Below are 19,257 nucleotides of genomic sequence, written 5' to 3' on the forward strand. Positions count from 1 at the left end.
CTTCCCTACCTTGAGCGTAGGGAAGGGGGCCTTCACGGACTTACGCATTTAGAGGACTAAATGCGGCGTGGGGTCAGGCGGAAGGGGTTTCGATCAGCGGCCCGCTGACCCCGGCCTGCTCGTGGGTGGCCATCTCCGCGAGCACCCGCGTCGCCATGAACACCAGCGGCAGCGCCACGACGGCACCCGTTCCCTCGCCGAGGCGTACGTCCAGGTCCAGGATCGGCTCCAGGTCGAGGTGTTCCAGTGCCAGCGCATGCGCGGGTTCGCCGCCGCGCTGGCCCGCGGTCCACCACTGCCGCGCGCCCGGGACGAGTTCCTCGGCGACCAGCGCGGCCGCGGAGGCGACCAGGCCGTCCAGGATCACCGGCGTCTTCCGCAGCGAGGCCTGCGCGAGGAAACCCGCCATCGCGGCGATGTCCGCGCCGGCGGCGGTGCGCAGCAGCGCGACCGGGTCGGCCAGCACGGTCCTCGCCCGCCGCAGCGCGTCACGGACCGCCGCGGCCTTGCGCATCCAGGCGTTGTCGTCGATACCGGAACCGCGGCCGACGACGGCCACCGGTTCGCTCCCGGTCAGCGCCGCGACCAGTACCGAGGCCGGGGTGCTGTTCCCGATCCCGAGGTCGCCCGCGATGAGCAGGTCGGCCCCGCCGTCGACCTCGGCGTCGGCGATCGCCCGGCCCGCGCGGACCGCGGCATGCGCCTCTTCGTCGGTCAGCGCGTCTTCGACGTCGATCGAGCCGGATCCGCGCCGCACCTTGAACTCGCCGATCGACCGCGTCGCGGGGGCCTCGCTGTCGACGGCCATGTCGACGACCCGGACGCTCGCGCCCGCCGAGGCGGCCAGGACGTTGATGGCCGCGCCACCGGTCAGCATGCTTCCGACGAGTTGCGCGGTGACCTCACCCGGATAAGCAGAGACGCCCTTCGCGGCGACACCGTGGTCCCCGGCGAAGACCACGACCCGCGGCCGCGTGAACGGCCGCGGCGGCGACTGGCCCTGGCAGGCCGCGACCCAGACGCCCAGTTCTTCGAGCCTGCCCAGCGAACCGGCCGGTTTGATCAGCTTCGTGTGCAGGGCGATCGCCGCCGAACGCGCGTGTTCATCAGGCTGCTCGACTTCGGCGAACTCGAGGTTTTCGTAGTCCAACGCCCTGCCCCTTCGGATCGCTTTGGTGGCCGGGCCCAACCTACCCACCCGGCTGTGCCAGAGTTGCCTGTGGCTCAGACGAAGGCCGCCGGGGTGGTGCTCGCGAGCGGAGCGGGTACCCGGGTCGGCGCGAAGCTCAACAAGGTCTATCTGCCGGTGGCGGGCAAACGGGTCGTCGCGTGGTCGCTCGACGCCTTCGCGCGCGTGCCCGGAATCGACGTGCTCGTGCTGGTCATCCGGCCGCAGGACACCGAACTCGCGCACGAGGTGCTCGCCGCGCATCCGGGCGAGGTCGAACTCGTCCACGGCGGCGCGACACGGCAGGGTTCGGAGCTGAACGCCTTGCGCCACATGGCTTCCCGCATCGAGAGCGGTGAGATCGACGCGGTACTGCTGCACGACGCGGCCCGCCCGCTCGTCACCCCGGAACTGATCGCGGACGTCCTCGACGGCACGCGGCGCCATGGGGGAGTGGTGCCCGGCGTCGCGGCGGACGACATCGTGCGCGTCGACGGCGACACCGTTTCCGGTGCGCTGCCCGGGGCGATCAGGGTGCAGACACCGCAGGGTTTCCGCGCCGCCCCGTTGCTCGAGGCGTACGAAACGGCCGAGCGTGAGGGTTTCGTCGGCACGGACACGTCTTCGTGCATGGAAAGGTTCTCCGCGCTGCCGGTGCGGTGGGTTCCGGGCAGCGCGGAGAACCTCAAGATCACCTACCCGCACGACCTCGTTGTCGCCGAGCAGGTGATCGGCCGAGGTTAGGGATCTCCCTGGTCGGCCTTGGTCGGTATGGCGGGCAGGACGGTGACCGGCCGTCGCGCCTCCATCGGGATCACGCAGTCCGGATGTGGTTGCAGCAGCTGGATCGGCGCTGCGGTGTCGCCGGGCGGCGGAATGGTGAGCACGGCGCGCAGGGTCCAGTCGGCCGTCGAGTGGTACTGCCAGGACACGAGCGCCGGCCGGAAGACGTCGGTGTCGGCGACCGTGGTGACGCGGAAGGCGCTCGCCCGTTCTTCCCCGCGGAGGATGAGGACGTCGGCGCAGGTGTCCCACTGGAACACCGCGGCACAGACCTCCGGCTCCTCCCGGGGGCCGAAGATGTAGACGACCCACCGGCGTCTTCGAAGCTCTTCGAGCAGTTCGTCGATGCTCAGATGGTTCATCGAGCCCCCCAACGGGTTTCGGGAACTTCTCGGAGAGTAACAGGTGTACTAGAGCACCGTCCAGAATGTGTACTAGTACGTAATAATGGGGTGTGAGCAGGATCCTTGGTGCTCGCCCATTGGTGTGCTAGAACGCTTGTGCGCACCGCGCGACCTTGTGAGGAGTCACCTTGCCCGCCGTCGATCGACCCGAACCGCCGTATCTCCAGATCGCGGGGAACATTCGCGACGACATCGTTTCGGGCAGGCTCAAGGAAGGCGACGCGGTTCCGTCCGCGCGCGAGATCGCCAGGAACTGGAACGTCGCGATGGCGACGGCGATGAAGGTGCTTTCGACACTTCGCGCCGAGGGTCTGGTCCGCGCGGTACGCGGGATCGGGACAGTGGTGCAGACCAGGGCGCTGCATCGGTCCGCGCACGATCGGACGATCTCGATCGCGCGAACCGGCAAGGTCTATCCGCCTGGCCACTACGCGAAAATCCGCGAAGCGGGCCTCCTGCCGGCACCGGACAGGGTGGCGGGCGCGCTCGGAATCGATGAAGGTGCTCCGGTGATCCGGCGGCGAAGGACCACGTACGCGGCCGAAGGCAGGCCGGTGTCGACGTCGGTTTCGTGGTTCGACGGCGCAGTCGCGTCGAAGGCGCCTTTGCTGTTCGAGCCGGTGCGGATCGTCGAAGGCACGGTCAAATACGTGGCGGACCGGACGGGCCGGGTACTGACCGCGACTCATTCTCAGCACGCCGCGGGGCTGGCGGGTGCCGAGGAGGCGGCGGAACTCGGCGTGGCCGAAGGTTCGGCGATTCTGTTGAGTCGCAACAGGTTCTTGTCCGCCGAGGGCGACGTACTCGAGTACGGCGAATCGGCGGCCTTGCCGGACCACTGGATTTTCTACGAATACAACATCGAGGACGGGGCATGAAGCACATTCACGCGGGTAAGGTCCGGGACCTTTACGAAATCGACGGCGACATTCTGCTCGTCGCGTCGGATCGCGTTTCGGTCTACGACGTCTCGCTGCCGACCCCGATCCCGGACAAGGGCGCGCTGCTGAACCAGCTTTCCGCCTGGTGGTTCGAAAAGATGGCCGACGTGGTGCCGAACCACGTCGTTTCCACGACCGACGTGCCCGCCGAATTCGCCGGCCGCGCCATGCGCTGCAAGCCGCTGAAGATGATCCAGGTCGAGTGCATCGCGCGCGGCTACCTCACCGGTCTCGGGATGCGCGAATACCAGCGCGACGGCAAGGTTTCCGGTGTCGAGCTGCCCGCCGGTCTGGTCGAGGCGGACAAGCTGCCCGAGCCGATCTTCACGCCCACGACGAAGATCTCCGACACCGGTCACGACGAGTTCATGACCTTCGCCGACGTCGTGAACGAGATCGGCCGGGAGACCGCGGACCGCATCCGCGAGCTGACGCTCGAGGTCTATACCAAGGGTGCGGAGCACGCGGCGAAGAACGGCATCATCATCGCCGACACCAAGATCGAATTCGGTTTCGACGCCGACGGCGTGCTGACGCTCGGGGACGAGGTCCTCACGTCGGACTCGTCGCGGTTCTGGCCCGCCGACGAGTACGAGCCGGGCCGGACGCAGCACGCGTTCGACAAGCAGTTCGTCCGTGACTGGTCCACCACGACCGGCTGGGACAAGACGGCGCCCGGACCCGCCATCCCGGCCGAGATCGTCGAGGCGACCCGCAAGCGCTACACCGAGGTCTACGAAAGGATCACCGGGAACACCTGGATTCCCGGTGGTGGTCATGCCTGAACAGCAGGTCTACGACCCGTACCGGCTGATCGACGACGTCGAGGGCCTGCTGATCCAGCGGGGCCACGCGCCGGTGCGGCTCGACGGCCGGACCGGTGACCGGGTCGCCGGCGCGAGCAGGTTGTTGCGGGGCTTGGGAATCGATCCTTTGCGCGCTCCTGGTGACGCGCTGGACCTCGACGGTCAGATCGCGTACCAGTCCCGCGTGCACGGCGACTGACAGCATTTAGCCGACTGAACGCGGGGAAAAGCGCCCGCGTTCAGTCGGCTAAATGCGTTCCGGGGGATCAGGGGGAGCGGGTCAGCGTCGGGTCGGTCTCGGTGACGCCGTCGAGGGCCTCGTCGATCGCGGCGAGCAGATCCGCGTCCAGCTTCACGCCGGCCGCCTTCACGTTCTCGTGCACCTGCTCCGGCCGCGAGGCGCCGATGATCGCCGAAGCGACGTTCGGGTTCTGCAGCACCCACGCCACGGCCAGCTGGGCCATCGTCAGGCCCGCCTTCTCCGCGATCGGCTCGAGCCGCTGCACGCGCTCGAGGACGTCGTCGTTGAGGAAGCGGGCGACCATGTTGGCGCCGCCCTTCTCGTCGGTCGCGCGGGAGCCCTCGGGCAGCGGCTGACCGGGCTTGTACTTGCCGGTGAGCACGCCCTGCGCGATCGGCGACCAGACGATCTGGCTGAGCCCCTCACGCTCGGAGGCCGGGACGACCTGCGCCTCGATGACCCGCCACAGCGCGTTGTACTGCGGCTGGTTCGAGATGAGAGGCACGTTGAGCTCGCGCGCGATCGCCGCGCCCTGGGTGATCTGCTCGGCGGTCCACTCGGAGACGCCGACGTAGAGCACCTTGCCCTGGCGGACGAGGTCGGCGAAGGCGAGGAACGTCTCTTCGAGCGGGACGGTCCGGTCGAACCGGTGCGCCTGGTAGAGGTCGACGTAGTCGGTGCCGAGGCGCTTCAGCGAGGCGTTCGCCGACTCCATGATGTGCTTGCGGCCGAGGCCCTGGTCGTTCGGGCCCTTGGGGCCGGTGGGCCAGTAGACCTTGGTGAAGATCTCCAGGCTCTCGCGGCGCAGGCCCTTCAGGCCGCGGCCGAGTACCGATTCGGCGGCCGTGTTCGCGTAAACATCGGCGGTGTCGAAGGTGGTGATGCCGACGTCGAGCGCCGCCTTGATGCAGGCCTGGGCCTGGTCCTCTTCCACCTGGGACCCGTGGGTGAGCCAGTTGCCGTACGAGATCTCACTGACATTGAGGCCGCTGCGGCCCAGTCGTCGAAACTCCATGGGCGCGACTCTACCCCAGGCCGTTAGGCAGGCTAACGACCTGGGTTTCGCCTGCTCAGTGCTAGTCGGTGAACCCGCGACCGCGATCGACGTCGGCAGGGCGCGGCCTGCGTGAACACGTCCCGCCGGGCGGATTGCGCCCTGCCACCGCGATAGCGGGGCCTTCGGCCGGGCGGGTTCACGCGTCCGGTCCTTCTCCGATACGGCGCAGCTCCGCCTACTGTTCTCAGACCTTGTCGCCGGGGCTCACCCGAGGCTTGGGAACCCGCAGCTTGCGGATCTGGCTCGCCCGGATGAAGGAGTACCAGCCGACGGAGGTGCCCTTGACCGTCTCGTTCGGGAACTTCAGGCGGACCATCTTCGCGATCCGGCGCCCGCTGAGGAAGCCTTCGACGATCATGCCGAGCAGCATCACGGTGCAGAGCAGCGTCGCGTACCGCTGGACCTCGGGGTACGGCAGGATCAGCGCGACGAACACCAGGATCGCCAGCGGCATGAACAGGCCGAGCAGGTTGCGCCGCGAGTCGACCAGGTCACGGATGTACGCCTTGACGGGGCCGCGGTCGCGGGGGAGCAGGTACTTGTCCTCGCCCGCCATCATCCGCTCGCGGCGTTCCTTGGCGGCGTTGCGCTGCTTCGCCTTGTACTCCGGGTCGGCTTTCGCGGACTTGCGGAGTTCCTTGTTGCGCTTCATCGCCTCCCGCATGGTGGTCGGCGGGGGAGCCACCGGGCCGCGGCGCTTGGCTTCGGCCTCACGCCGCTTGGGCGTGGCCTTGCCCTTGCCGGGCGTATACGCCTTGGCCTGGACCTCGACGGCCTCGGTGTCGGGCGTCTCGGTGTCCGTCGTGGCGGAGTCTGTGGTGCTACGGCGCAGGAACCTCACCTCACCAGGGTAGTCGCGGGCGTCACGGTGCCACGCACCAGGCCGAGCGATATGTCACCATGGAGGGGAACAGATCGGGACTCCGACGTGTTGGACCATGTGCAAGACGAGTACCCGCAGCGAGTTCGACCAGAGGGAGAACCATGACGACCGCTGAGCAGGCAGCCGCAGCTCAGGCCGAAACCGCCGAGGAGACCCACGGCGTCACGTTGACCGACGCCGCCGCCGTCAAGGCGAAGGCCCTGCTCGAGCAGGAGGGCCGCGACGACATGCACCTGCGCATCGCCGTCCAGCCCGGTGGGTGCGCCGGCCTGCGCTACCAGCTGTTCTTCGACGAGCGCACGCTCGACGGCGACCTCTTCCGCGACTTCGACGGCCTCCGCGTGGCCGTCGACCGGATGAGCGCGCCGTACGTGTCGAGCGCCGTGATCGACTTCGTCGACTCGATCGAGAAGCAGGGCTTCACGATCGACAACCCCAACGCGACGGGCAGCTGCGCCTGCGGCGACAGCTTCCACTGATCCGCGTCGAGGCATGAAGAAGGGCCGCGAACCTCACCCAGGTCGCGGCCCTTCTTCATGCTTGCGGCTTTTCGAAGCCGCCGCGGATCAGACGTAGGCGTCCAGATCGGCGACCTGGGCGAGGCAGCGCTCGTCCACGGTCCAGGGCGGAGCGCTCTCCCGGGGCAGGGGCATGTTCTCGGCCTGGAGGGACGACGGGATACCGGCACAGTCGGCGATGAGTTCGCCGATCGATTCCGGTTCGAGGTGATACGCGGAAGTGGTCACGAACGACAAGCTAATGACTCATCGTGGAGTCGGACACCACTACCAACCGGTAGTGTTGATGGCCGTGCCTGAAGCAACCCGTATGGGGCATGACCTGCGGGTAACTTAGCCGTCCTCGCTCCCGCGGGGCCGACCGAACAAGGAGAACCGGTGGCAGCCAGCGCCAGGATCGCAGTATCCGGCAGTATCGCAACCGACCATCTCATGCACTTCCCGGGCAGGTTCGCCGAGCAGCTCATCGCCGAGCAGCTGCACCGGGTGTCCCTGAGCTTCCTGGCTGACGATCTCGTCGTGCGGCGGGGCGGGATCGGCGCGAACATCGCCTTCGGTCTCGGGGTGCTGGGCAAGAGCCCGATCCTGGTCGGCGCGGTGGGCTCCGACTTCGCCGACTACCGCTCGTGGCTCGAGCGGCACGGCGTCGACACGGCCGGGGTGCTGGTGTCCGAGGTCGCGCACACCGCCCGGTTCGTCTGCACCACCGACGAGGACCTCTGCCAGATCGCGACCTTCTACGCCGGCGCGATGGCCGAATCCCGCAACATCGAACTGGCTCCGGTCGCCGCGCACGCCGGCGAACTGTCGCTCGTGCTGATCAGCCCGGACGACCCCGAAGGCATGGTCCGGCACGCCGAGGAATGCCGCCAGCGCGGCTACACCTTCGCCGTCGACCCCTCGCAGCAGCTGGCCCGGATGGACGGCGCGCAGGTGCGCGGGTTCATCGAGGGCGCGAAGTACCTGTTCAGCAACGACTACGAATGGGAACTGCTGCTGCAGAAGACCGGCTGGACCGAGGCCGAGGTCCTCGACCGCGTCGGCATGCGGATCACGACGCTCGGGGAGAAGGGCGTCGAGATCATCGGCAAGGACGGCCTCGCGCTGCAGATCGGCGCCGTCCCGGAACGCGGCAAGGTCGACCCGACCGGCGTCGGCGACGGCTTCCGCGCCGGGTTCATCGCGGGTATCGACGGCGGGCTCAGCCTGGAGCGTTCGGCGCAGCTGGGCTCGCTGATCGCCGTGCTGGTGCTGGAGACCGTCGGCACGCAGGAGTGGTCCTTCGACCGCGCCGACGTCCTGGGCCGGCTCAAGGAGGCCTTCGGGCCGGAGTCCGCCGAGGAGATCGCGGCGATCCTGCCGGAGTGAGCTGAAGGGGACTTTCCCCTCATGTGATGCAGCGAAGGGGCCTTTCACCGCGTGAGACGCGAGGAAGGGCCCCTTCAGCTTTGCCGGTGAACACCGATGCCCTCGCGGCGAAACTCGCGCGACTGCGAGCGATCGAGGAAGACCTCCCGGAGTCACTTCACCACCTGCGCCGGTACGACGACAAGTTCGTGATCTTCGGCGCCCACACACACCTGTATCGCAGCCAACCGCAGGACGAAGCCGAGGTCACGGCAGCCGAGGCCGATCTCGGCGTCGAGTTCCCGGCCGACTATCGCGACTTTCTGTGCCGGGTCGGCGCCGGTGCCGGGCCCGATCACGGCCTGCTGGACATGACCGAGCTGCGAGAGTGGGCCGAGGACCTGAAGCCGGCCGAAGAATTCCCGTTCACCGCGGCAGACGCTCGCCGGGTTCACCAGGAATGGCGTGACCGGGGGCGCGATCCCGAGGGCGGCTGGCTCAAAGGCATCGAGGTGAGGTCCGACCTGCCCGGTTGTGTCGCCATCAGCGAACAGGGCTGCAGCGGTTTCACGATGCTGGTCACCACCGGCGAACTGGCGGGATCGCTGTGGGATATGGACGAGTGGGGCTGGATGCCCGCCCACGCCGACCGCTCGGGCCCTTCTGTCCCGGGCGAGGTGATCGACCTGGGGCCCACGCCGACCTTCACGGCCTGGTACGACGCCTGGCTCACCGAGTCCCTGAAGCGGCTATCGCCGTGATCCGGTCAGGATCCCGCAGATCTCGGCAGGCCTGGACATCTGCGGGCAGTGCCCCGCGTCGATCTCGATCGCGGTGACCCCGAGCCGCTCCCTGGCTGCCCGCCGCAGCCAATCCGGCCGGAGAGTGCGGTCGCGAGTGGGGACGATCACCGTCGACGGGATCTCCGGCGCCGCCCCGGCGGGATGCGCCGCGAGCACAGCCGGGTTGAACAATCTCAGGCTGTCGAGCGCCAGCCGTTCGGTCTCGGGATCGCAGTCGTGGAAGAGGAATTCCGACGCCTTTTCGGGATCCGCCGTCGGGTCCACGCCGATCCAGTCCGGTTCGAGCACGTCCCGCGCCTCGTCCCGCAGGCTCCGCCCACCGGCGAAATCGGGGATGTAGGCGGCGACCCACACCAGCGCCCTCGCGTCGAGGGCTTCGGCGATCGCGGGCAGCAGGACTCCCGCGCCGGAATGCGCCACGACCACCGGCCGCTCGCCGTCGTACTGGTCTCGCGCGTGCTGCGCGTAGCCCTCGACCGGCAGTTCTCGCGGGGTCAGCAGATCCACCGCGATCGTGCGGTGCCCGGCGGCGGTGAGCAGCTTCGCCACCCTGTCCCAGCCCGCCGGGCTCTGCGTCGTGCCGTGCACGAGGACGAAGTCCATCGCTCCATGCTGGCCTCCACCGCATCCACGGTGAAGGCCGGCGTCACGAGTCGTGACTAGAGCTTCACCGGGTAGACGGGTTCCGGCACCACGGGCTTGATGCGGTTCTCGACGAAGATGCCGTGCCACAGCATGAACACCAGCAGCGCCCACAGCTGACGGCTGCGGTCGAGCTGCCCGGCCTTGTGCTCTTCGAGCAGTGCCAGGACGGCCTTCTTGTCGAGCAGCGCGTCGGTCCGCGAGTCCGAGATGATGCCCTTGGCCCAGTCGTACATCTCGTTGCGCAGCCACAGCCGGATCGGCACCGGGAAGCCCAGCTTGCGCCGGTTCAGCACGTGTCCGGGGATGATCTTCGCCAGCGCCTGGCGCAGCGCGTACTTCGTGGTGCCGTGCGCGAGCTTCTGGTCGAGGGGGATGGTCGAGGCGACCTTGAACACCTCGGCGTCGAGGAACGGCACGCGCAGTTCCAGCGAGTTCGCCATGGTCACCTTGTCGGCCTTGACCAGGATGTCGCCGCGCAGCCAGGTGTAGAGGTCGACGTGCTGCATACGCGCGACCGGGTCCCAGTTCTCGGAGATCTTGTACCAAGGCGCGGTGACGTCCTTGAAGCCGATCCCGTCCTCGTACGTGCGCAGCACCTTGCGGAGCTGGTCGTCGCGGAAGTTGCGCGCGTTGCCGTAGTAGCGGTCTTCCAGCGGCAGCGCCCCGCGCCGCAGCAGGTCCTTGCCGCGGGTGCCCTCCGGGATCTTCGTGGAGACCTTGCCGATGATCTTCCGCATCCCGCCCGGGATCTTCTCGAACGGCGCCAGCGAGATCGGCTCGTTGTAGATCGTGTAGCCGCAGAAGAGCTCGTCGGCGCCTTCGCCGGACAGCACCGCCTTGACGTGCTTGCGGGCTTCGCGCGCGATGAACCAGAGTGGCACGAGCGCCGGGTCCGCCACCGGGTCGTCGAGGTACCAGACGATGAGCGGCAGCGCCTCCATCATCTCGTCCGCCGACACCGTGCGGACCACGTGCTTCACGCCGATCGCGGCGGCCGATTCGGCGGCGACGTCGACCTCGGAGTAGCCCTCGCGCTCGAACCCGGTGGTGAACGCGATCAGGTTCGGGTTGTGCTCCTTGGCCAGCGTCGCGGTCGCCGTTGAGTCGATACCGCCGGAGAGGAACGCGCCGACCGTGACGTCCGGGTCGGAGATCATGTGCTTGCCGACCGAGTCGCGCATCACATCGGCGATGCGCTCGTACAGCTCGTCGGCCTCGGCCTGGCTGTTCACCGGCTTCGCGTTGAACGTGGGGTGGAAGTAGCGCGTGAACTCGACGTCACCGCCGGGGACCACCCGGAACGACGTGCCGGACTCGACGCGGCGGATACCGGTGTGCATCGACTCGGGTTCCGGCACGTACTGGAGCACCAGGTAGTGCTGCAGGGCCGTCTTGTCCAGCTCGTCCTGGACGCCGAGCACGCTCGAAAGCTCCAGCAGGCTCTTCTTCTCGCTGGAGAAGGCGACCTTGCCGGGGCCCGCCGAGTAGAACAGCGGCTTGATGCCGAACGGGTCCCGCGCGCCGAAGACGACCTTCTCCTGCGAGTCCCAGATCAGGAAGGCGAACATGCCGCGCAGCTTCTTGACCGCTTCGTCGCCGAGGTAGTGGTACGCCGCGACGATGGCCTCGCCGTCACCTTCTGTGGCGAATTTCGCACCGTGCCCGGCGGCCAGCTCGTCACGCAGCTCTTTGTAGTTGTAGATCTCGCCGTTGAAGTTCAGCGTGTAGCGCTCCGGAGCCTCCGGCGGACCCCACACCAGTGGCTGGTGGGCGTGGTCGACGTCGATGAAGGCCAGCCGGTTGAAGCCGTAGACCACCTCGGCGTCGGCCCAGGTGTCGTGCTCGTCGGGGCCGCGGTGCCGCTGGCAGCGCATGGCCGCGTCGACGGCGTCACGGGCGCTCGCAGCGTCGGCTTCGGTCGAACAGATCAGTCCAAGCAGGCCGCACACGTCTAGTTCACACACCTCTTGTTGGCCGAGCGGGGAGAAGGGCCCAGTATGCCGGTGGGTGTGTACACCCGGATGTGGTGGGGGATACGCGTGTTGGGGTCACCCCTTGGTCAGCGCGGCGCCGCAACTCGGCTAGGCTCCGGCTGTCACAAAGATCGGTCGAGGAGGCTCTGGGTGAAAGGGCAAGGCGCAGTGGGAAATCCAGAGCGCATCCCGGTTAAGCGGGCTGGTCGCGTCGCAGCGCTCGCCGCGCTGGTGATGCTGACCGCGACGGGCTGTTCCGGGGACGAGATCCTCCGCTTCGGCTGGCCGGTCGGGGTGACCCCGCAGGCGCACGACATGCGCACCTTGTGGACGTGGACCGTCGTCGCCGCGCTGGCCGTCGGTGTCATCGTGTGGGCGCTGATCTTCTGGACCGCGATCTTCCACCGGAAGAAGAAGACCGCCGACGGCGCGGAAGAGGAACTGCCCCGTCAGTTCCAGTACAACATCCCGCTGGAGATCTTCACGGTCGTCGTCCCGACGATCATGGTCTGCGTGCTGTTCTTCTTCACCGCGACCACCGAGAACCGGGTGCTCGCCGAGACGGAGAACCCGGACGTCACGGTCGACATCGTCGCGTTCCAGTGGAACTGGGAGTTCAAGTACAAGAGCGACTCCAAGAACCACGAGGACCCCGAGATCACCACGGTCGGCAGCTCGACCGAGATCCCGCTGCTGGTCCTGCCGACGAACAAGACGATCCAGTACAACCTGCGGTCGGCCGACGTCATCCACTCGTTCTGGGTGCCGGAGTTCCACTTCAAGCGGGACGTCATGCCGGACCCGGAGAAGAACAACCAGGACTTCACCTTCCAGAACTCGATCGACAAGGAAGGTTCGTTCGTCGGCCGCTGCGCCGAACTGTGCGGCACCTACCACTCGGGGATGAACTTCGAGGTCAGGGCGCTCTCGCCGGACAAGTACGCGCAGTACATCCAGCTCCGCGGCACCGTGAACCCGAAGAGCGGCAAGCCGAACACGGCTTCCGAAGCGCTGACGGCGATGAACTGCGGCGACCTGTGCTCGCCCTACGCCGTCACCACCACCCCGTTCAACACCGACCGCACCGCGCGGGTCGCGTCCAACTGACCCGGCTGTTCGAGCCCGAAACAGGAGTGAGGCAACGTCCATGAAGGTCGAAGGACGGATTTTCTTCCTCGTCGCGGTCTTCTCCGTCATCGTCGCGGGTATCTACGCGTACATGACCGGAACGATGACCCGGGACGGCGTCGAGCCGGTCGGTGTGGTGGCCCTGATCCTCACCGGTGGCCTGGCCTTCCTGGCCGGGAGCTACCTGCAGTTCGTGGCGCGGCGCATCGAGCCGCGGCCGGAGGACCGGGAAGACGCCGAGATCAGCGACGGTGCCGGTGAGTTGGGCTTCTTCAGCCCGGGCAGCTACTGGCCGATCGGTCTCGCGGCGGCCGCCGCGCTGACCGGTGTCGCGCTCGCGTTCTTCCACGTCTGGCTGCTGATCATCGCGCTGGGCCTGGTCATCATCGCCATCGGCGGGCTGGTGTTCGAGTACCACACCGGTCCGAACCACGAGTGACGTTCTGACGCCGGAAGCGGCGCCTCGGTCTTCGGACCGGGCGCCGCTTTTCGCATTCAGAGGACTAAACGCGGGCGGGTTGGCGTGCCTCCGCGCGTTTCGGGGCCAGCGCGGCCGCCAGGACGGCCAGCATCCCGACACCTTCCGGCCAGGTCGGCCGGTGCCCGTAGGCGAGGACGTCGACGACCACCGCGACCACCGGATAGACGTAGGACAGCAGCGCCACCGTCGTGGTCGGCAGCTTCCCGATGCTCGCGTACATGAGCACGTACATCAGCGCGGTGTGCACGGTTCCCAGCAGGACCAGCCACAGCAGCCCTGAGGTGTCCGTGGGCAGCGGCGTGACCAGCAGGGCGGGTGCGAGCACGATCGTGCCGGTCACGAGCTGTACGGCCGCGAGGACGTGCGGACGGACGTGCGTGAGCTGCTTCGCGACGAACGAGGCGCCGGCGTAGAGCGCGGCCGCGCCGAGGGCGAGCGCGATCCCCGCCAGCCGTACGGGCTTGCCGTCGGCGCCGTGCGCGGACAGTGAGATGAGGGTCACTCCGCCGAACGCGATCAGCGCCCGGACCAGCTGGCTCTTCGCCATCTTCTCGCCGAGGAACGCCGCGGCGAGACCGACCAGCATCAGCGGCTGCGTGTGGTAGACGACGGTGCTGACCCCGATCGACGACAGCGAGTACGAGGCGAACAGCAGCACCCAGTTCCCGACCAGGAACAGGCCGCCGAGCACGGCGAGCAGCAGGTCGCGTCGGCTGAGCGTCCACGGGCGCAGCCAGCCGCGAGCCGCGCTCCACACCAGGAGCAGCAGACCGCCGACGAGGCTCCTCGCGAACGCCACGGCGGGGGCGTCGGCGCCGCTTTCGAGGACGACGGCGCCGATCGTGCCGGACAGCGCCATCGCGGCCGTCCACTGCAACACGGGGTTGTTCTTGTTCATGGCGACCACTTTCGCCCTCGTGTCCGCGTTCAACCAGTGTCAGAGATGACATCGACCGCAAAACTTGTGACACACTGTCCGGATGGATGTGAAGAAGGTCGCGGTGGTGCTCGCCGACCAGGTCTCGCCGTTCGAACTCGGCGTCGCCTGCGAGGTCTTCGGCACCGATCGCAGCGCCGACGGCATCGAGGGCTGGGACTTCGCGGTCTGCTCGCCCGGCGGCGCGAACGTCCTGAGCTGGTCCGGCTTCGGGCTCGACGGCCTGCGGGACCTGGACTTCGCGGCGTCCGCCGATCTGCTGATCGTCCCGACCTGCGCACCGCGCAGCGCGAGCCCGCCGGAGCCGGTGCTCGAGGTCCTGCGCGACGCGGCGAGCCGGGGTGCCTGGGTCGCGGGCTTCTGCGCGGGCGTCTTCTCGCTCGGCTACGCGGGGCTGCTCGACGGGCGCAATTGCACCGTCCATTGGGTCTACGAACAGGAGTTCCGGTCGCGTTTCCCGACGGCGAAGGTGGATCCGAAGGCGTTGTACGTCGACGACGGCGGCGTTCTCACCAGCGCGGGAACCGTGGCCGCAGTCGACCTGTGCCTGCATCTCGTGCGGGAGCTGCGCGGTGTCGCCGCCGCCACGACGCTGGCCAGGCGGATGGTCGCGGCGCCGCACCGGGTCGGCGGGCAGGCACAGTTCGTGCAGGCGCCGGTGCCCGAGACCGCCGCGCCGGACGACACCGTGCTCGCCGAAGCGCTTGAATGGATCGAGCGGCGATTGGACCAGCCGTTCACTGTCGCGGAGCTCGCCCGTCGCAGCGGGCTGGGGGAGCGCACGTTCCTGCGCCGGTTTTCGGCGGCCACCGGTACGACGCCGCACCGATGGCTCACCGAGCGCCGCCTGGACCGTGCGCAGTCCTTGCTCGAAGAAGGCCGTCTGTCCATTGAGGACATCGCGGTCGCCTGCGGATACGCCTCGGCCGCCGCGCTGCGGCATCAGTTCGGCAAGCTGCGGGGGACCAGCCCGAGCGCGTACCGCAGGACGTTTTCCGCAGGCTAGAAGGAGATTTCCTGTCCAACTGTCACTTGGACATGGTCGGGGACCTCGTCGTGCTCGTCGCCGACGGAGAGCGTTCCGGTCGGCTCGAACAGCAGCAGCGACGCACCGTCCACTGAGGACGGTTTGTGGAACGTCCCGCGCGGGACGACGAAAACCGAACCGCGCGGCAGCGTGACGACGCGTTCGCCGCCCTCCTCGCGCAACGCGATGTCCAAGGTGCCGTCGAGCACGAGGAAGAACTCGTCGGTGTTCTCGTGGACGTGCCAGACGTGCTCGCCCGCGACCTTGGCGAGACGGACGTCGTAGTCGTTGACGTGGGCGACGATCCGGGGGCTCCAGATCTCGTCGAACCCGGCCAGCGCGGTTTCCAGATCGATCGGCTGCTTGCTCATGCCCCGATCCTCGTCACTGGACCGCCGGAGGAGTGAGTGCTAGGAATCGCATATGTCGCATGATTCCTCGCACAAGGTCGCCATCCTGGTCGACGAGGGCTCCAACCCCTTCGAAATGGGCGTCGCGACCGAGCTCTTCGGTCTGCGGCGGCCGGAGCTGGGGAGGCCCTGGTACGACTTCACGGTGTGCGCGGCCGAGCCGTCCGTGCGGATGCATCTGGGCATGTTCACCCTCAGCGGGGTCGCCGGGCTCGAAGCCGCGGAGACCGCCGACACGGTGATCGTGCCCAACCGGCCCGATCCGGAGAGCCCGGCCAGGGAATCGGTGCTGAAGGCCGTTCGCGCCGCGTCCGAGCGGGGTGCCCGGCTGGTGAGCTTCTGTACGGGCGCCTTCACCCTCGCGCAGGCGGGGGTCCTGGACGGGCGCCGCGCGACGACGCACTGGAAGTGGGCGGGGCTCTTCCGGGAGCTGTATCCCGAAGTGCTACTGGAGCCGGACGTGCTCTTCGTCGACGACGGCGACGTCCTGACCGCGGCGGGCAGCGCGGCCGCGCTCGATCTGGGGCTGCACCTGATCAGTCGTGACCACGGCGCCGAGATCGCGAACGCGGTGAGCAGGCGGCTGGTGTTCGCCGGGCACCGTGATGGCGGGCAGCGGCAGTTCGTCGAACGGCCGCTGCCGCCGGTGCCGGACACGTCGCTGGCGCCGGTGCTCGCGTGGGCGCGCGAACGGCTGGACCGGCCGCTCACCGTCGCCGACCTCGCCGCGCGGGCGGCGGCCAGCCAGGCGACGCTGCACCGGCGGTTCCGGGCCGAACTGGGGACGACGCCGCTGGCGTGGCTCACGACGGAACGGATCGCGCTGGCGTGCCGGCTGATCGAGCGCGGGGAGCAGCGGCTGGACCGGGTGGCGCGGGCTTCGGGTTTCGGGACCGCTGCGAACCTGCGTACGCAGCTTCGGCGCGCTACGGGACTGACGCCTACGGCTTACCGGGCGCGGTTCCGCACGGCCTCGTGACCGACGCGTTTCGTCCTCTGGATGCGGTCCTTGCACGCGCAACTACCGCATTCAGAGGACGAAACGCACTGGTGGGCGTCAGGCGAAGGCGATCCACCGGTTCAGCAGGTCCGCGGCGGCGCCCGAATCGATGGCCGACGCCGCTCGTTCGAGCCCGGCCGCCAGATCGTCTTCCAGCGACCCTGAGAACCCGGCGAAAGCCGCCAGCGCGGCCGCCGAGTTGAGCAGCACCGCATCCCGCACCGGCCCGGTCTTCCCGGCCATCACCTGACGGAACACGGCGGCGTTGTGGGCGGCGTCCCCGCCGCGCAGGTCGTCCGCGGTCGCCCTGGCGATGCCCAGCGAAGCGGGGTCGAAGCTCCGCTCGGTGATCTCGCCGCCGGAGATCACCCACACCGAACTCGTGGTCGTGGTGGTGAGCTCGTCCAGGCCGTCGTCGCCGCGCACGAGCAGCACGGTCATGCCGCGCCGCGCGAACACCTCGGCCAGCACGCGGGTCTTGTCCTGATAAGCGCAACCGATGAGCGAACTGCGCGGCTGCGCCGGGTTGGTCAGGGGACCCAGCAGGTTGAACGTCGTCGGCACGCCGAGCTCGCCGCGGGTCGGGCCCGCGTGGCGCAGGGCCGGGTGGAACTTCGGCGCGAAGCAGAAGCCGATGCCCAGCTCGTTCACGCTGCGCTGGACCGTCTCCGGCGGCAGGTCGATCGTGACGCCCAGCTCCTCCAGCACGTCCGCCGCGCCGGATTTCGACGACGCGCTCCGGTTGCCGTGCTTGGCCACCGGGGCACCCGCCGCGGCCGTCACCACCGTGGCCATGGTGGAGATGTTGACCGAGTTCGACCGGTCGCCGCCGGTGCCGACGATGTCCACCGACGGCCGGTCGATGGTGACCCGTTTGGCGTGCGCCAGCATGGCGTCGGCCATGCCGGAGATCTCCGCCGGTGTCTCACCCTTCGCGCGCAGCGCGACGGCGAATCCGGCGATCTGGGAGGGCGTCGCCGCCCCGCTCATGATCTGGTCCATCGCCCACGCGGTGTCCTCCTCGGACAGATCCGCGCGCGCGATGAGCTGGTTGAGCAGGGACGGCCAGGTCTTGGCGGTCACGGCTCAGCCGTGCACGGCCGGCACCCGCCGGGCGCGCAGCACGTCGGCGACGGTCTCGGCGGCGGTCAGCGGGTCGAGCGGGTGGACCAGCACCGCGTCGGCCTGCGACCAGGTCGCGAGCCAGCGGTCGTCCTTGCGCCGCACCGACACCACGATCGGCGGGCAGTCCTCGATCTCGTTCTTCAGCTGACGGGTCAGCCCGATGCCACCGGTCGGCTGGGCCTCGCCGTCGAGGATGGCCAGGTCCACGTTGCCCGCGTCCATCTCGACGAGGACCTCGGAGATGCCGGACGCCTCGGTGTAGTCCACCCGGCCGAGGTCGGCGGCGGGCCTGCGGCCGACGGCGTTGATGATCGCCTCGCGCACCTCCGCCTTGTGGCTGAACACCAGGATCCGCATCGCCTGCTCGCCCATGAGCGCGCCTCCGCCTCGTCTAGTCATGTCGACCCCGCGATGTTATCCGCCATGACCGACATCACGTGGACGCACCCGACGGCTGGAGCGCGTCCCAGCCCAGGGAGTCGCCGCCGAGCCGTTGCGCGAGCCCCGCCATCCGTGACCGTTCCTGCGCGCAGTGCAGCGCGTCGAGGGTCTGGACGCGCAGTGCGTGCGCGAGGGCGAAGTCGCCGTCGGGTGCCTGTTCTCGCAGCTCCCAGCCGTCCTGGGCGAGGATCGAGGCCGCCTCCGCCACCTTTTCGGGCGGCAGCTTCAAGTGATGCCGCAGGATCGCGGGCGCTTCGGCGACCCAAGCGGGTGATCTCGCCAACGCCGAAGAGTCCGCCTCGGCCGGATCGAACGCCTCCACGACGATCTCCACGCCGGGCGTGTCGATCGTCAGGCTCGGCGCGGAAGGCTTCCTGACCAGGTCACGAAGCCGATCTAGTAAACCCATGAGTAGCCCGGTTCCCACTTTCGTTCAGATGTGACCCGACACGCACGCGACCCGCCGTGGACCCACCCGGCGGGCGCCATGCGTGAGAGGACATAATGCGACGCGTGACAACGGCAGCTCCCACCATCAGCCAGCGGGTCCACTCGCTGAACCGGCCGAACATGGTCAGTGTCGGCACCATCGTGTGGCTGTCCAGCGAACTGATGTTCTTCGCCGGACTGTTCGCCATGTTCTTCACCGTGAAGGCGCAGAACGCGACCGGTCAGTGGCCGCCGCCGCTGCACGGTGAGCCCTTCGAGTTGAACATCGCCTTGGCGATCCCGTTCACGGTGATCCTCGTGGCGTCCTCGTTCACCTGCCAGTTCGGCGTGTTCGCCGCCGAAAAGGGCGACGTCTTCGGCCTTCGACGCTGGTACATCATCACGTTGATCATGGGCGCGATCTTCGTCGGCGGCCAGGGTTACGAGTACCTCCACCTGATCGAAGAGGGGATGACGATCCCGTCCGGCCCGTTCGGCACGGTCTTCTTCCTCGCGACCGGGTTCCACGGCCTGCACGTCATCGGCGGGCTCATCGCGTTCGTGTACCTGCTCATCCGCACCAAGCTGAGCAAGTTCACCCCGGCCCAGGCCACCTCGGCGATCGTGGTGTCGTACTACTGGCACTTCGTCGACATCGTGTGGGTGGGTCTGTTCGCGGTGATCTACATCCTTCCGTGAACGAAGCCGCC

Annotated in this window: 24 protein-coding genes; 12 read left to right on the forward strand and 12 right to left on the reverse strand. The window is 68.4% G+C overall.

Annotated elements, in window-relative coordinates; translation table 11 throughout:
- Nucleotides 1-73: 73 nt before the first annotated feature.
- Complete coding sequence (cobT, locus tag ACSMFO_RS36145; RefSeq protein ID WP_436462085.1) at nucleotides 74-1,150, reverse strand: nicotinate-nucleotide--dimethylbenzimidazole phosphoribosyltransferase; 1,077 nt, start codon at nucleotides 1,148-1,150, stop codon at nucleotides 74-76.
- A 93-nt stretch (nucleotides 1,151-1,243) separates the two neighbouring features.
- Between cobT and ACSMFO_RS36150 the strand changes: the two genes are divergently transcribed.
- Nucleotides 1,244-1,912, forward strand: coding sequence for an IspD/TarI family cytidylyltransferase (locus ACSMFO_RS36150; RefSeq protein WP_038510150.1), 669 nt, complete (start codon nucleotides 1,244-1,246; stop codon nucleotides 1,910-1,912).
- Here ACSMFO_RS36150 and ACSMFO_RS36155 read toward each other — a convergent pair.
- Nucleotides 1,909-2,313, reverse strand: coding sequence for a hypothetical protein (locus ACSMFO_RS36155; RefSeq protein WP_037344708.1), 405 nt, complete (start codon nucleotides 2,311-2,313; stop codon nucleotides 1,909-1,911). The two genes, ACSMFO_RS36150 and ACSMFO_RS36155, sit on opposite strands and share 4 nt — an antisense overlap.
- 170 nt (nucleotides 2,314-2,483) lie before the next feature.
- On the opposite strand from ACSMFO_RS36155, the gene ACSMFO_RS36160 reads away from it, so the two are divergent.
- The 3 genes from ACSMFO_RS36160 to ACSMFO_RS36170 are packed head-to-tail and all read left to right on the forward strand — an operon-like array spanning nucleotide 2,484 to nucleotide 4,301.
- Complete coding sequence (locus ACSMFO_RS36160) at nucleotides 2,484-3,233, forward strand: GntR family transcriptional regulator (RefSeq protein ID WP_037344711.1); 750 nt, start codon at nucleotides 2,484-2,486, stop codon at nucleotides 3,231-3,233.
- Nucleotides 3,230-4,081, forward strand: coding sequence for a phosphoribosylaminoimidazolesuccinocarboxamide synthase (locus ACSMFO_RS36165; RefSeq protein ID WP_436462086.1), 852 nt, complete (start codon nucleotides 3,230-3,232; stop codon nucleotides 4,079-4,081). The genes ACSMFO_RS36160 and ACSMFO_RS36165 overlap by 4 nt, the downstream gene beginning before the upstream one ends.
- Entirely contained in the window at nucleotides 4,074-4,301 is a 228-nt protein-coding gene (locus ACSMFO_RS36170) for a hypothetical protein (protein WP_016336063.1), read from the forward strand. Before ACSMFO_RS36165 ends, ACSMFO_RS36170 begins: the two co-directional genes overlap by 8 nt.
- 67 nt (nucleotides 4,302-4,368) lie before the next feature.
- Here the strand turns inward: ACSMFO_RS36170 and ACSMFO_RS36175 are convergent, their stop codons facing one another.
- Together ACSMFO_RS36175 and ACSMFO_RS36180 are read right to left on the reverse strand one after the other, a co-directional pair.
- Nucleotides 4,369-5,358, reverse strand: coding sequence for an aldo/keto reductase family protein (locus ACSMFO_RS36175; RefSeq protein ID WP_037344716.1), 990 nt, complete (start codon nucleotides 5,356-5,358; stop codon nucleotides 4,369-4,371).
- Between the two features lie 226 nt (nucleotides 5,359-5,584).
- Nucleotides 5,585-6,241 (reverse strand): DUF3043 domain-containing protein, encoded by a 657-nt coding sequence (locus ACSMFO_RS36180; RefSeq protein ID WP_038510163.1) that lies wholly within the window; start codon nucleotides 6,239-6,241, stop codon nucleotides 5,585-5,587.
- A gap of 143 nt (nucleotides 6,242-6,384) precedes the next feature.
- On the opposite strand from ACSMFO_RS36180, the gene ACSMFO_RS36185 reads away from it, so the two are divergent.
- Nucleotides 6,385-6,762, forward strand: a complete 378-nt coding sequence (locus ACSMFO_RS36185) for a HesB/IscA family protein (protein ID WP_005164197.1) — start codon at nucleotides 6,385-6,387, stop codon at nucleotides 6,760-6,762.
- An 87-nt stretch (nucleotides 6,763-6,849) separates the two neighbouring features.
- On the opposite strand, the gene ACSMFO_RS36190 is transcribed toward ACSMFO_RS36185, so the two are convergent.
- Nucleotides 6,850-7,038, reverse strand: a complete 189-nt coding sequence (locus tag ACSMFO_RS36190) for a hypothetical protein (RefSeq protein ID WP_016336059.1) — start codon at nucleotides 7,036-7,038, stop codon at nucleotides 6,850-6,852.
- Between the two features lie 141 nt (nucleotides 7,039-7,179).
- Here ACSMFO_RS36190 and ACSMFO_RS36195 point away from each other — a divergent pair, with 141 nt between their 5' ends.
- Nucleotides 7,180-8,169 carry a carbohydrate kinase family protein gene (locus tag ACSMFO_RS36195; protein WP_143202733.1) on the forward strand — a complete coding sequence of 330 codons (990 nt, stop codon included), beginning with the start codon at nucleotides 7,180-7,182 and terminating at the stop codon, nucleotides 8,167-8,169.
- Nucleotides 8,170-8,255: 86 nt separating this feature from the next.
- The gene (locus ACSMFO_RS36200; protein WP_436462087.1) at nucleotides 8,256-8,909 is read left to right on the forward strand and encodes an SMI1/KNR4 family protein; all 654 of its coding nucleotides are present in this window, start codon (nucleotides 8,256-8,258) and stop codon (nucleotides 8,907-8,909) included.
- Here ACSMFO_RS36200 and ACSMFO_RS36205 read toward each other — a convergent pair.
- Both ACSMFO_RS36205 and asnB read right to left on the reverse strand, forming a co-directional pair.
- On the reverse strand, nucleotides 8,898-9,554 hold the full coding sequence (locus ACSMFO_RS36205; RefSeq protein WP_436462088.1) for an alpha/beta fold hydrolase: 657 nt from the start codon (nucleotides 9,552-9,554) through the stop codon (nucleotides 8,898-8,900). The genes ACSMFO_RS36200 and ACSMFO_RS36205 overlap by 12 nt on opposite strands.
- A 56-nt stretch (nucleotides 9,555-9,610) precedes the next feature.
- Entirely contained in the window at nucleotides 9,611-11,545 is a 1,935-nt protein-coding gene (gene asnB, locus ACSMFO_RS36210) for an asparagine synthase (glutamine-hydrolyzing) (RefSeq protein ID WP_436462089.1), read from the reverse strand.
- Between the two features lie 192 nt (nucleotides 11,546-11,737).
- On the opposite strand from asnB, the gene ctaC reads away from it, so the two are divergent.
- Together ctaC and ACSMFO_RS36220 are read left to right on the forward strand one after the other, a co-directional pair.
- Nucleotides 11,738-12,676, forward strand: coding sequence for an aa3-type cytochrome oxidase subunit II (gene ctaC / locus ACSMFO_RS36215; RefSeq protein ID WP_360089059.1), 939 nt, complete (start codon nucleotides 11,738-11,740; stop codon nucleotides 12,674-12,676).
- Nucleotides 12,677-12,716: 40 nt separating this feature from the next.
- Nucleotides 12,717-13,136 (forward strand): cytochrome c oxidase subunit 4, encoded by a 420-nt coding sequence (locus ACSMFO_RS36220; protein ID WP_037344731.1) that lies wholly within the window; start codon nucleotides 12,717-12,719, stop codon nucleotides 13,134-13,136.
- 64 nt (nucleotides 13,137-13,200) lie between these two features.
- Here ACSMFO_RS36220 and ACSMFO_RS36225 read toward each other — a convergent pair whose 3' ends face one another.
- On the reverse strand, nucleotides 13,201-14,076 hold the full coding sequence (locus tag ACSMFO_RS36225) for a DMT family transporter (RefSeq protein WP_038522794.1): 876 nt from the start codon (nucleotides 14,074-14,076) through the stop codon (nucleotides 13,201-13,203).
- 82 nt (nucleotides 14,077-14,158) lie between these two features.
- Here ACSMFO_RS36225 and ACSMFO_RS36230 point away from each other — a divergent pair, with 82 nt between their 5' ends.
- Nucleotides 14,159-15,121: a GlxA family transcriptional regulator gene (locus ACSMFO_RS36230; RefSeq protein WP_350597651.1), complete on the forward strand. Its 963-nt coding sequence runs from the start codon at nucleotides 14,159-14,161 to the stop codon at nucleotides 15,119-15,121.
- Here the strand turns inward: ACSMFO_RS36230 and ACSMFO_RS36235 are convergent.
- Nucleotides 15,118-15,513, reverse strand: coding sequence for a cupin domain-containing protein (locus tag ACSMFO_RS36235; RefSeq protein WP_037344733.1), 396 nt, complete (start codon nucleotides 15,511-15,513; stop codon nucleotides 15,118-15,120). The genes ACSMFO_RS36230 and ACSMFO_RS36235 overlap by 4 nt on opposite strands.
- 52 nt (nucleotides 15,514-15,565) lie before the next feature.
- Between ACSMFO_RS36235 and ACSMFO_RS36240 the strand changes: the two genes are divergently transcribed.
- Entirely contained in the window at nucleotides 15,566-16,531 is a 966-nt protein-coding gene (locus ACSMFO_RS36240; protein ID WP_436462090.1) for a helix-turn-helix domain-containing protein, read from the forward strand.
- A 78-nt stretch (nucleotides 16,532-16,609) separates the two neighbouring features.
- Here the strand turns inward: ACSMFO_RS36240 and trpD are convergent, their stop codons facing one another.
- From trpD to ACSMFO_RS36255, 3 genes are all read right to left on the reverse strand, one after another.
- Nucleotides 16,610-17,635 (reverse strand): anthranilate phosphoribosyltransferase, encoded by a 1,026-nt coding sequence (gene trpD, locus ACSMFO_RS36245; protein WP_436462091.1) that lies wholly within the window; start codon nucleotides 17,633-17,635, stop codon nucleotides 16,610-16,612.
- Between the two features lie 3 nt (nucleotides 17,636-17,638).
- Nucleotides 17,639-18,049 (reverse strand): hypothetical protein, encoded by a 411-nt coding sequence (locus ACSMFO_RS36250; protein WP_016336048.1) that lies wholly within the window; start codon nucleotides 18,047-18,049, stop codon nucleotides 17,639-17,641.
- Nucleotides 18,050-18,110: 61 nt separating this feature from the next.
- Nucleotides 18,111-18,527, reverse strand: coding sequence for a hypothetical protein (locus tag ACSMFO_RS36255; RefSeq protein WP_436462092.1), 417 nt, complete (start codon nucleotides 18,525-18,527; stop codon nucleotides 18,111-18,113).
- A gap of 95 nt (nucleotides 18,528-18,622) precedes the next feature.
- Between ACSMFO_RS36255 and ctaE the strand changes: the two genes are divergently transcribed.
- Nucleotides 18,623-19,246, forward strand: a complete 624-nt coding sequence (gene ctaE, locus ACSMFO_RS36260) for an aa3-type cytochrome oxidase subunit III (RefSeq protein WP_073848452.1) — start codon at nucleotides 18,623-18,625, stop codon at nucleotides 19,244-19,246.
- Nucleotides 19,247-19,257: the final 11 nt, after the last annotated feature.

Origin of the sequence: Amycolatopsis sp. w19, assembly GCF_051373225.1 — a bacterium.
GTDB classification, from domain to species: domain Bacteria; phylum Actinomycetota; class Actinomycetes; order Mycobacteriales; family Pseudonocardiaceae; genus Amycolatopsis; species Amycolatopsis japonica.

Bases quoted from the DNA above. Each gene is read 5' to 3' on its own strand.
- ACSMFO_RS36155 (WP_037344708.1), bottom strand. From the start codon at position 2,313: ATGAACCATCTGAGCATCGACGAACTGCTCGAAGAGCTTCGAAGACGC.
- ACSMFO_RS36165 (WP_436462086.1), top strand. From the start codon at position 3,230: ATGAAGCACATTCACGCGGGTAAGGTCCGGGACCTTTACGAAATCGAC.
- ACSMFO_RS36170 (WP_016336063.1), top strand. From the start codon at position 4,074: ATGCCTGAACAGCAGGTCTACGACCCGTACCGGCTGATCGACGACGTC.
- ACSMFO_RS36175 (WP_037344716.1), bottom strand. From the start codon at position 5,358: ATGGAGTTTCGACGACTGGGCCGCAGCGGCCTCAATGTCAGTGAGATC.
- ACSMFO_RS36185 (WP_005164197.1), top strand. From the start codon at position 6,385: ATGACGACCGCTGAGCAGGCAGCCGCAGCTCAGGCCGAAACCGCCGAG.
- ACSMFO_RS36205 (WP_436462088.1), bottom strand. From the start codon at position 9,554: ATGGACTTCGTCCTCGTGCACGGCACGACGCAGAGCCCGGCGGGCTGG.
- ACSMFO_RS36220 (WP_037344731.1), top strand. From the start codon at position 12,717: ATGAAGGTCGAAGGACGGATTTTCTTCCTCGTCGCGGTCTTCTCCGTC.
- ACSMFO_RS36225 (WP_038522794.1), bottom strand. From the start codon at position 14,076: ATGAACAAGAACAACCCCGTGTTGCAGTGGACGGCCGCGATGGCGCTG.
- ACSMFO_RS36230 (WP_350597651.1), top strand. From the start codon at position 14,159: ATGGATGTGAAGAAGGTCGCGGTGGTGCTCGCCGACCAGGTCTCGCCG.
- ACSMFO_RS36235 (WP_037344733.1), bottom strand. From the start codon at position 15,513: ATGAGCAAGCAGCCGATCGATCTGGAAACCGCGCTGGCCGGGTTCGAC.
- ACSMFO_RS36240 (WP_436462090.1), top strand. From the start codon at position 15,566: ATGTCGCATGATTCCTCGCACAAGGTCGCCATCCTGGTCGACGAGGGC.
- ACSMFO_RS36250 (WP_016336048.1), bottom strand. From the start codon at position 18,049: ATGGGCGAGCAGGCGATGCGGATCCTGGTGTTCAGCCACAAGGCGGAG.
- ACSMFO_RS36255 (WP_436462092.1), bottom strand. From the start codon at position 18,527: ATGGGTTTACTAGATCGGCTTCGTGACCTGGTCAGGAAGCCTTCCGCG.
- ctaE (WP_073848452.1), top strand. From the start codon at position 18,623: ATGCGACGCGTGACAACGGCAGCTCCCACCATCAGCCAGCGGGTCCAC.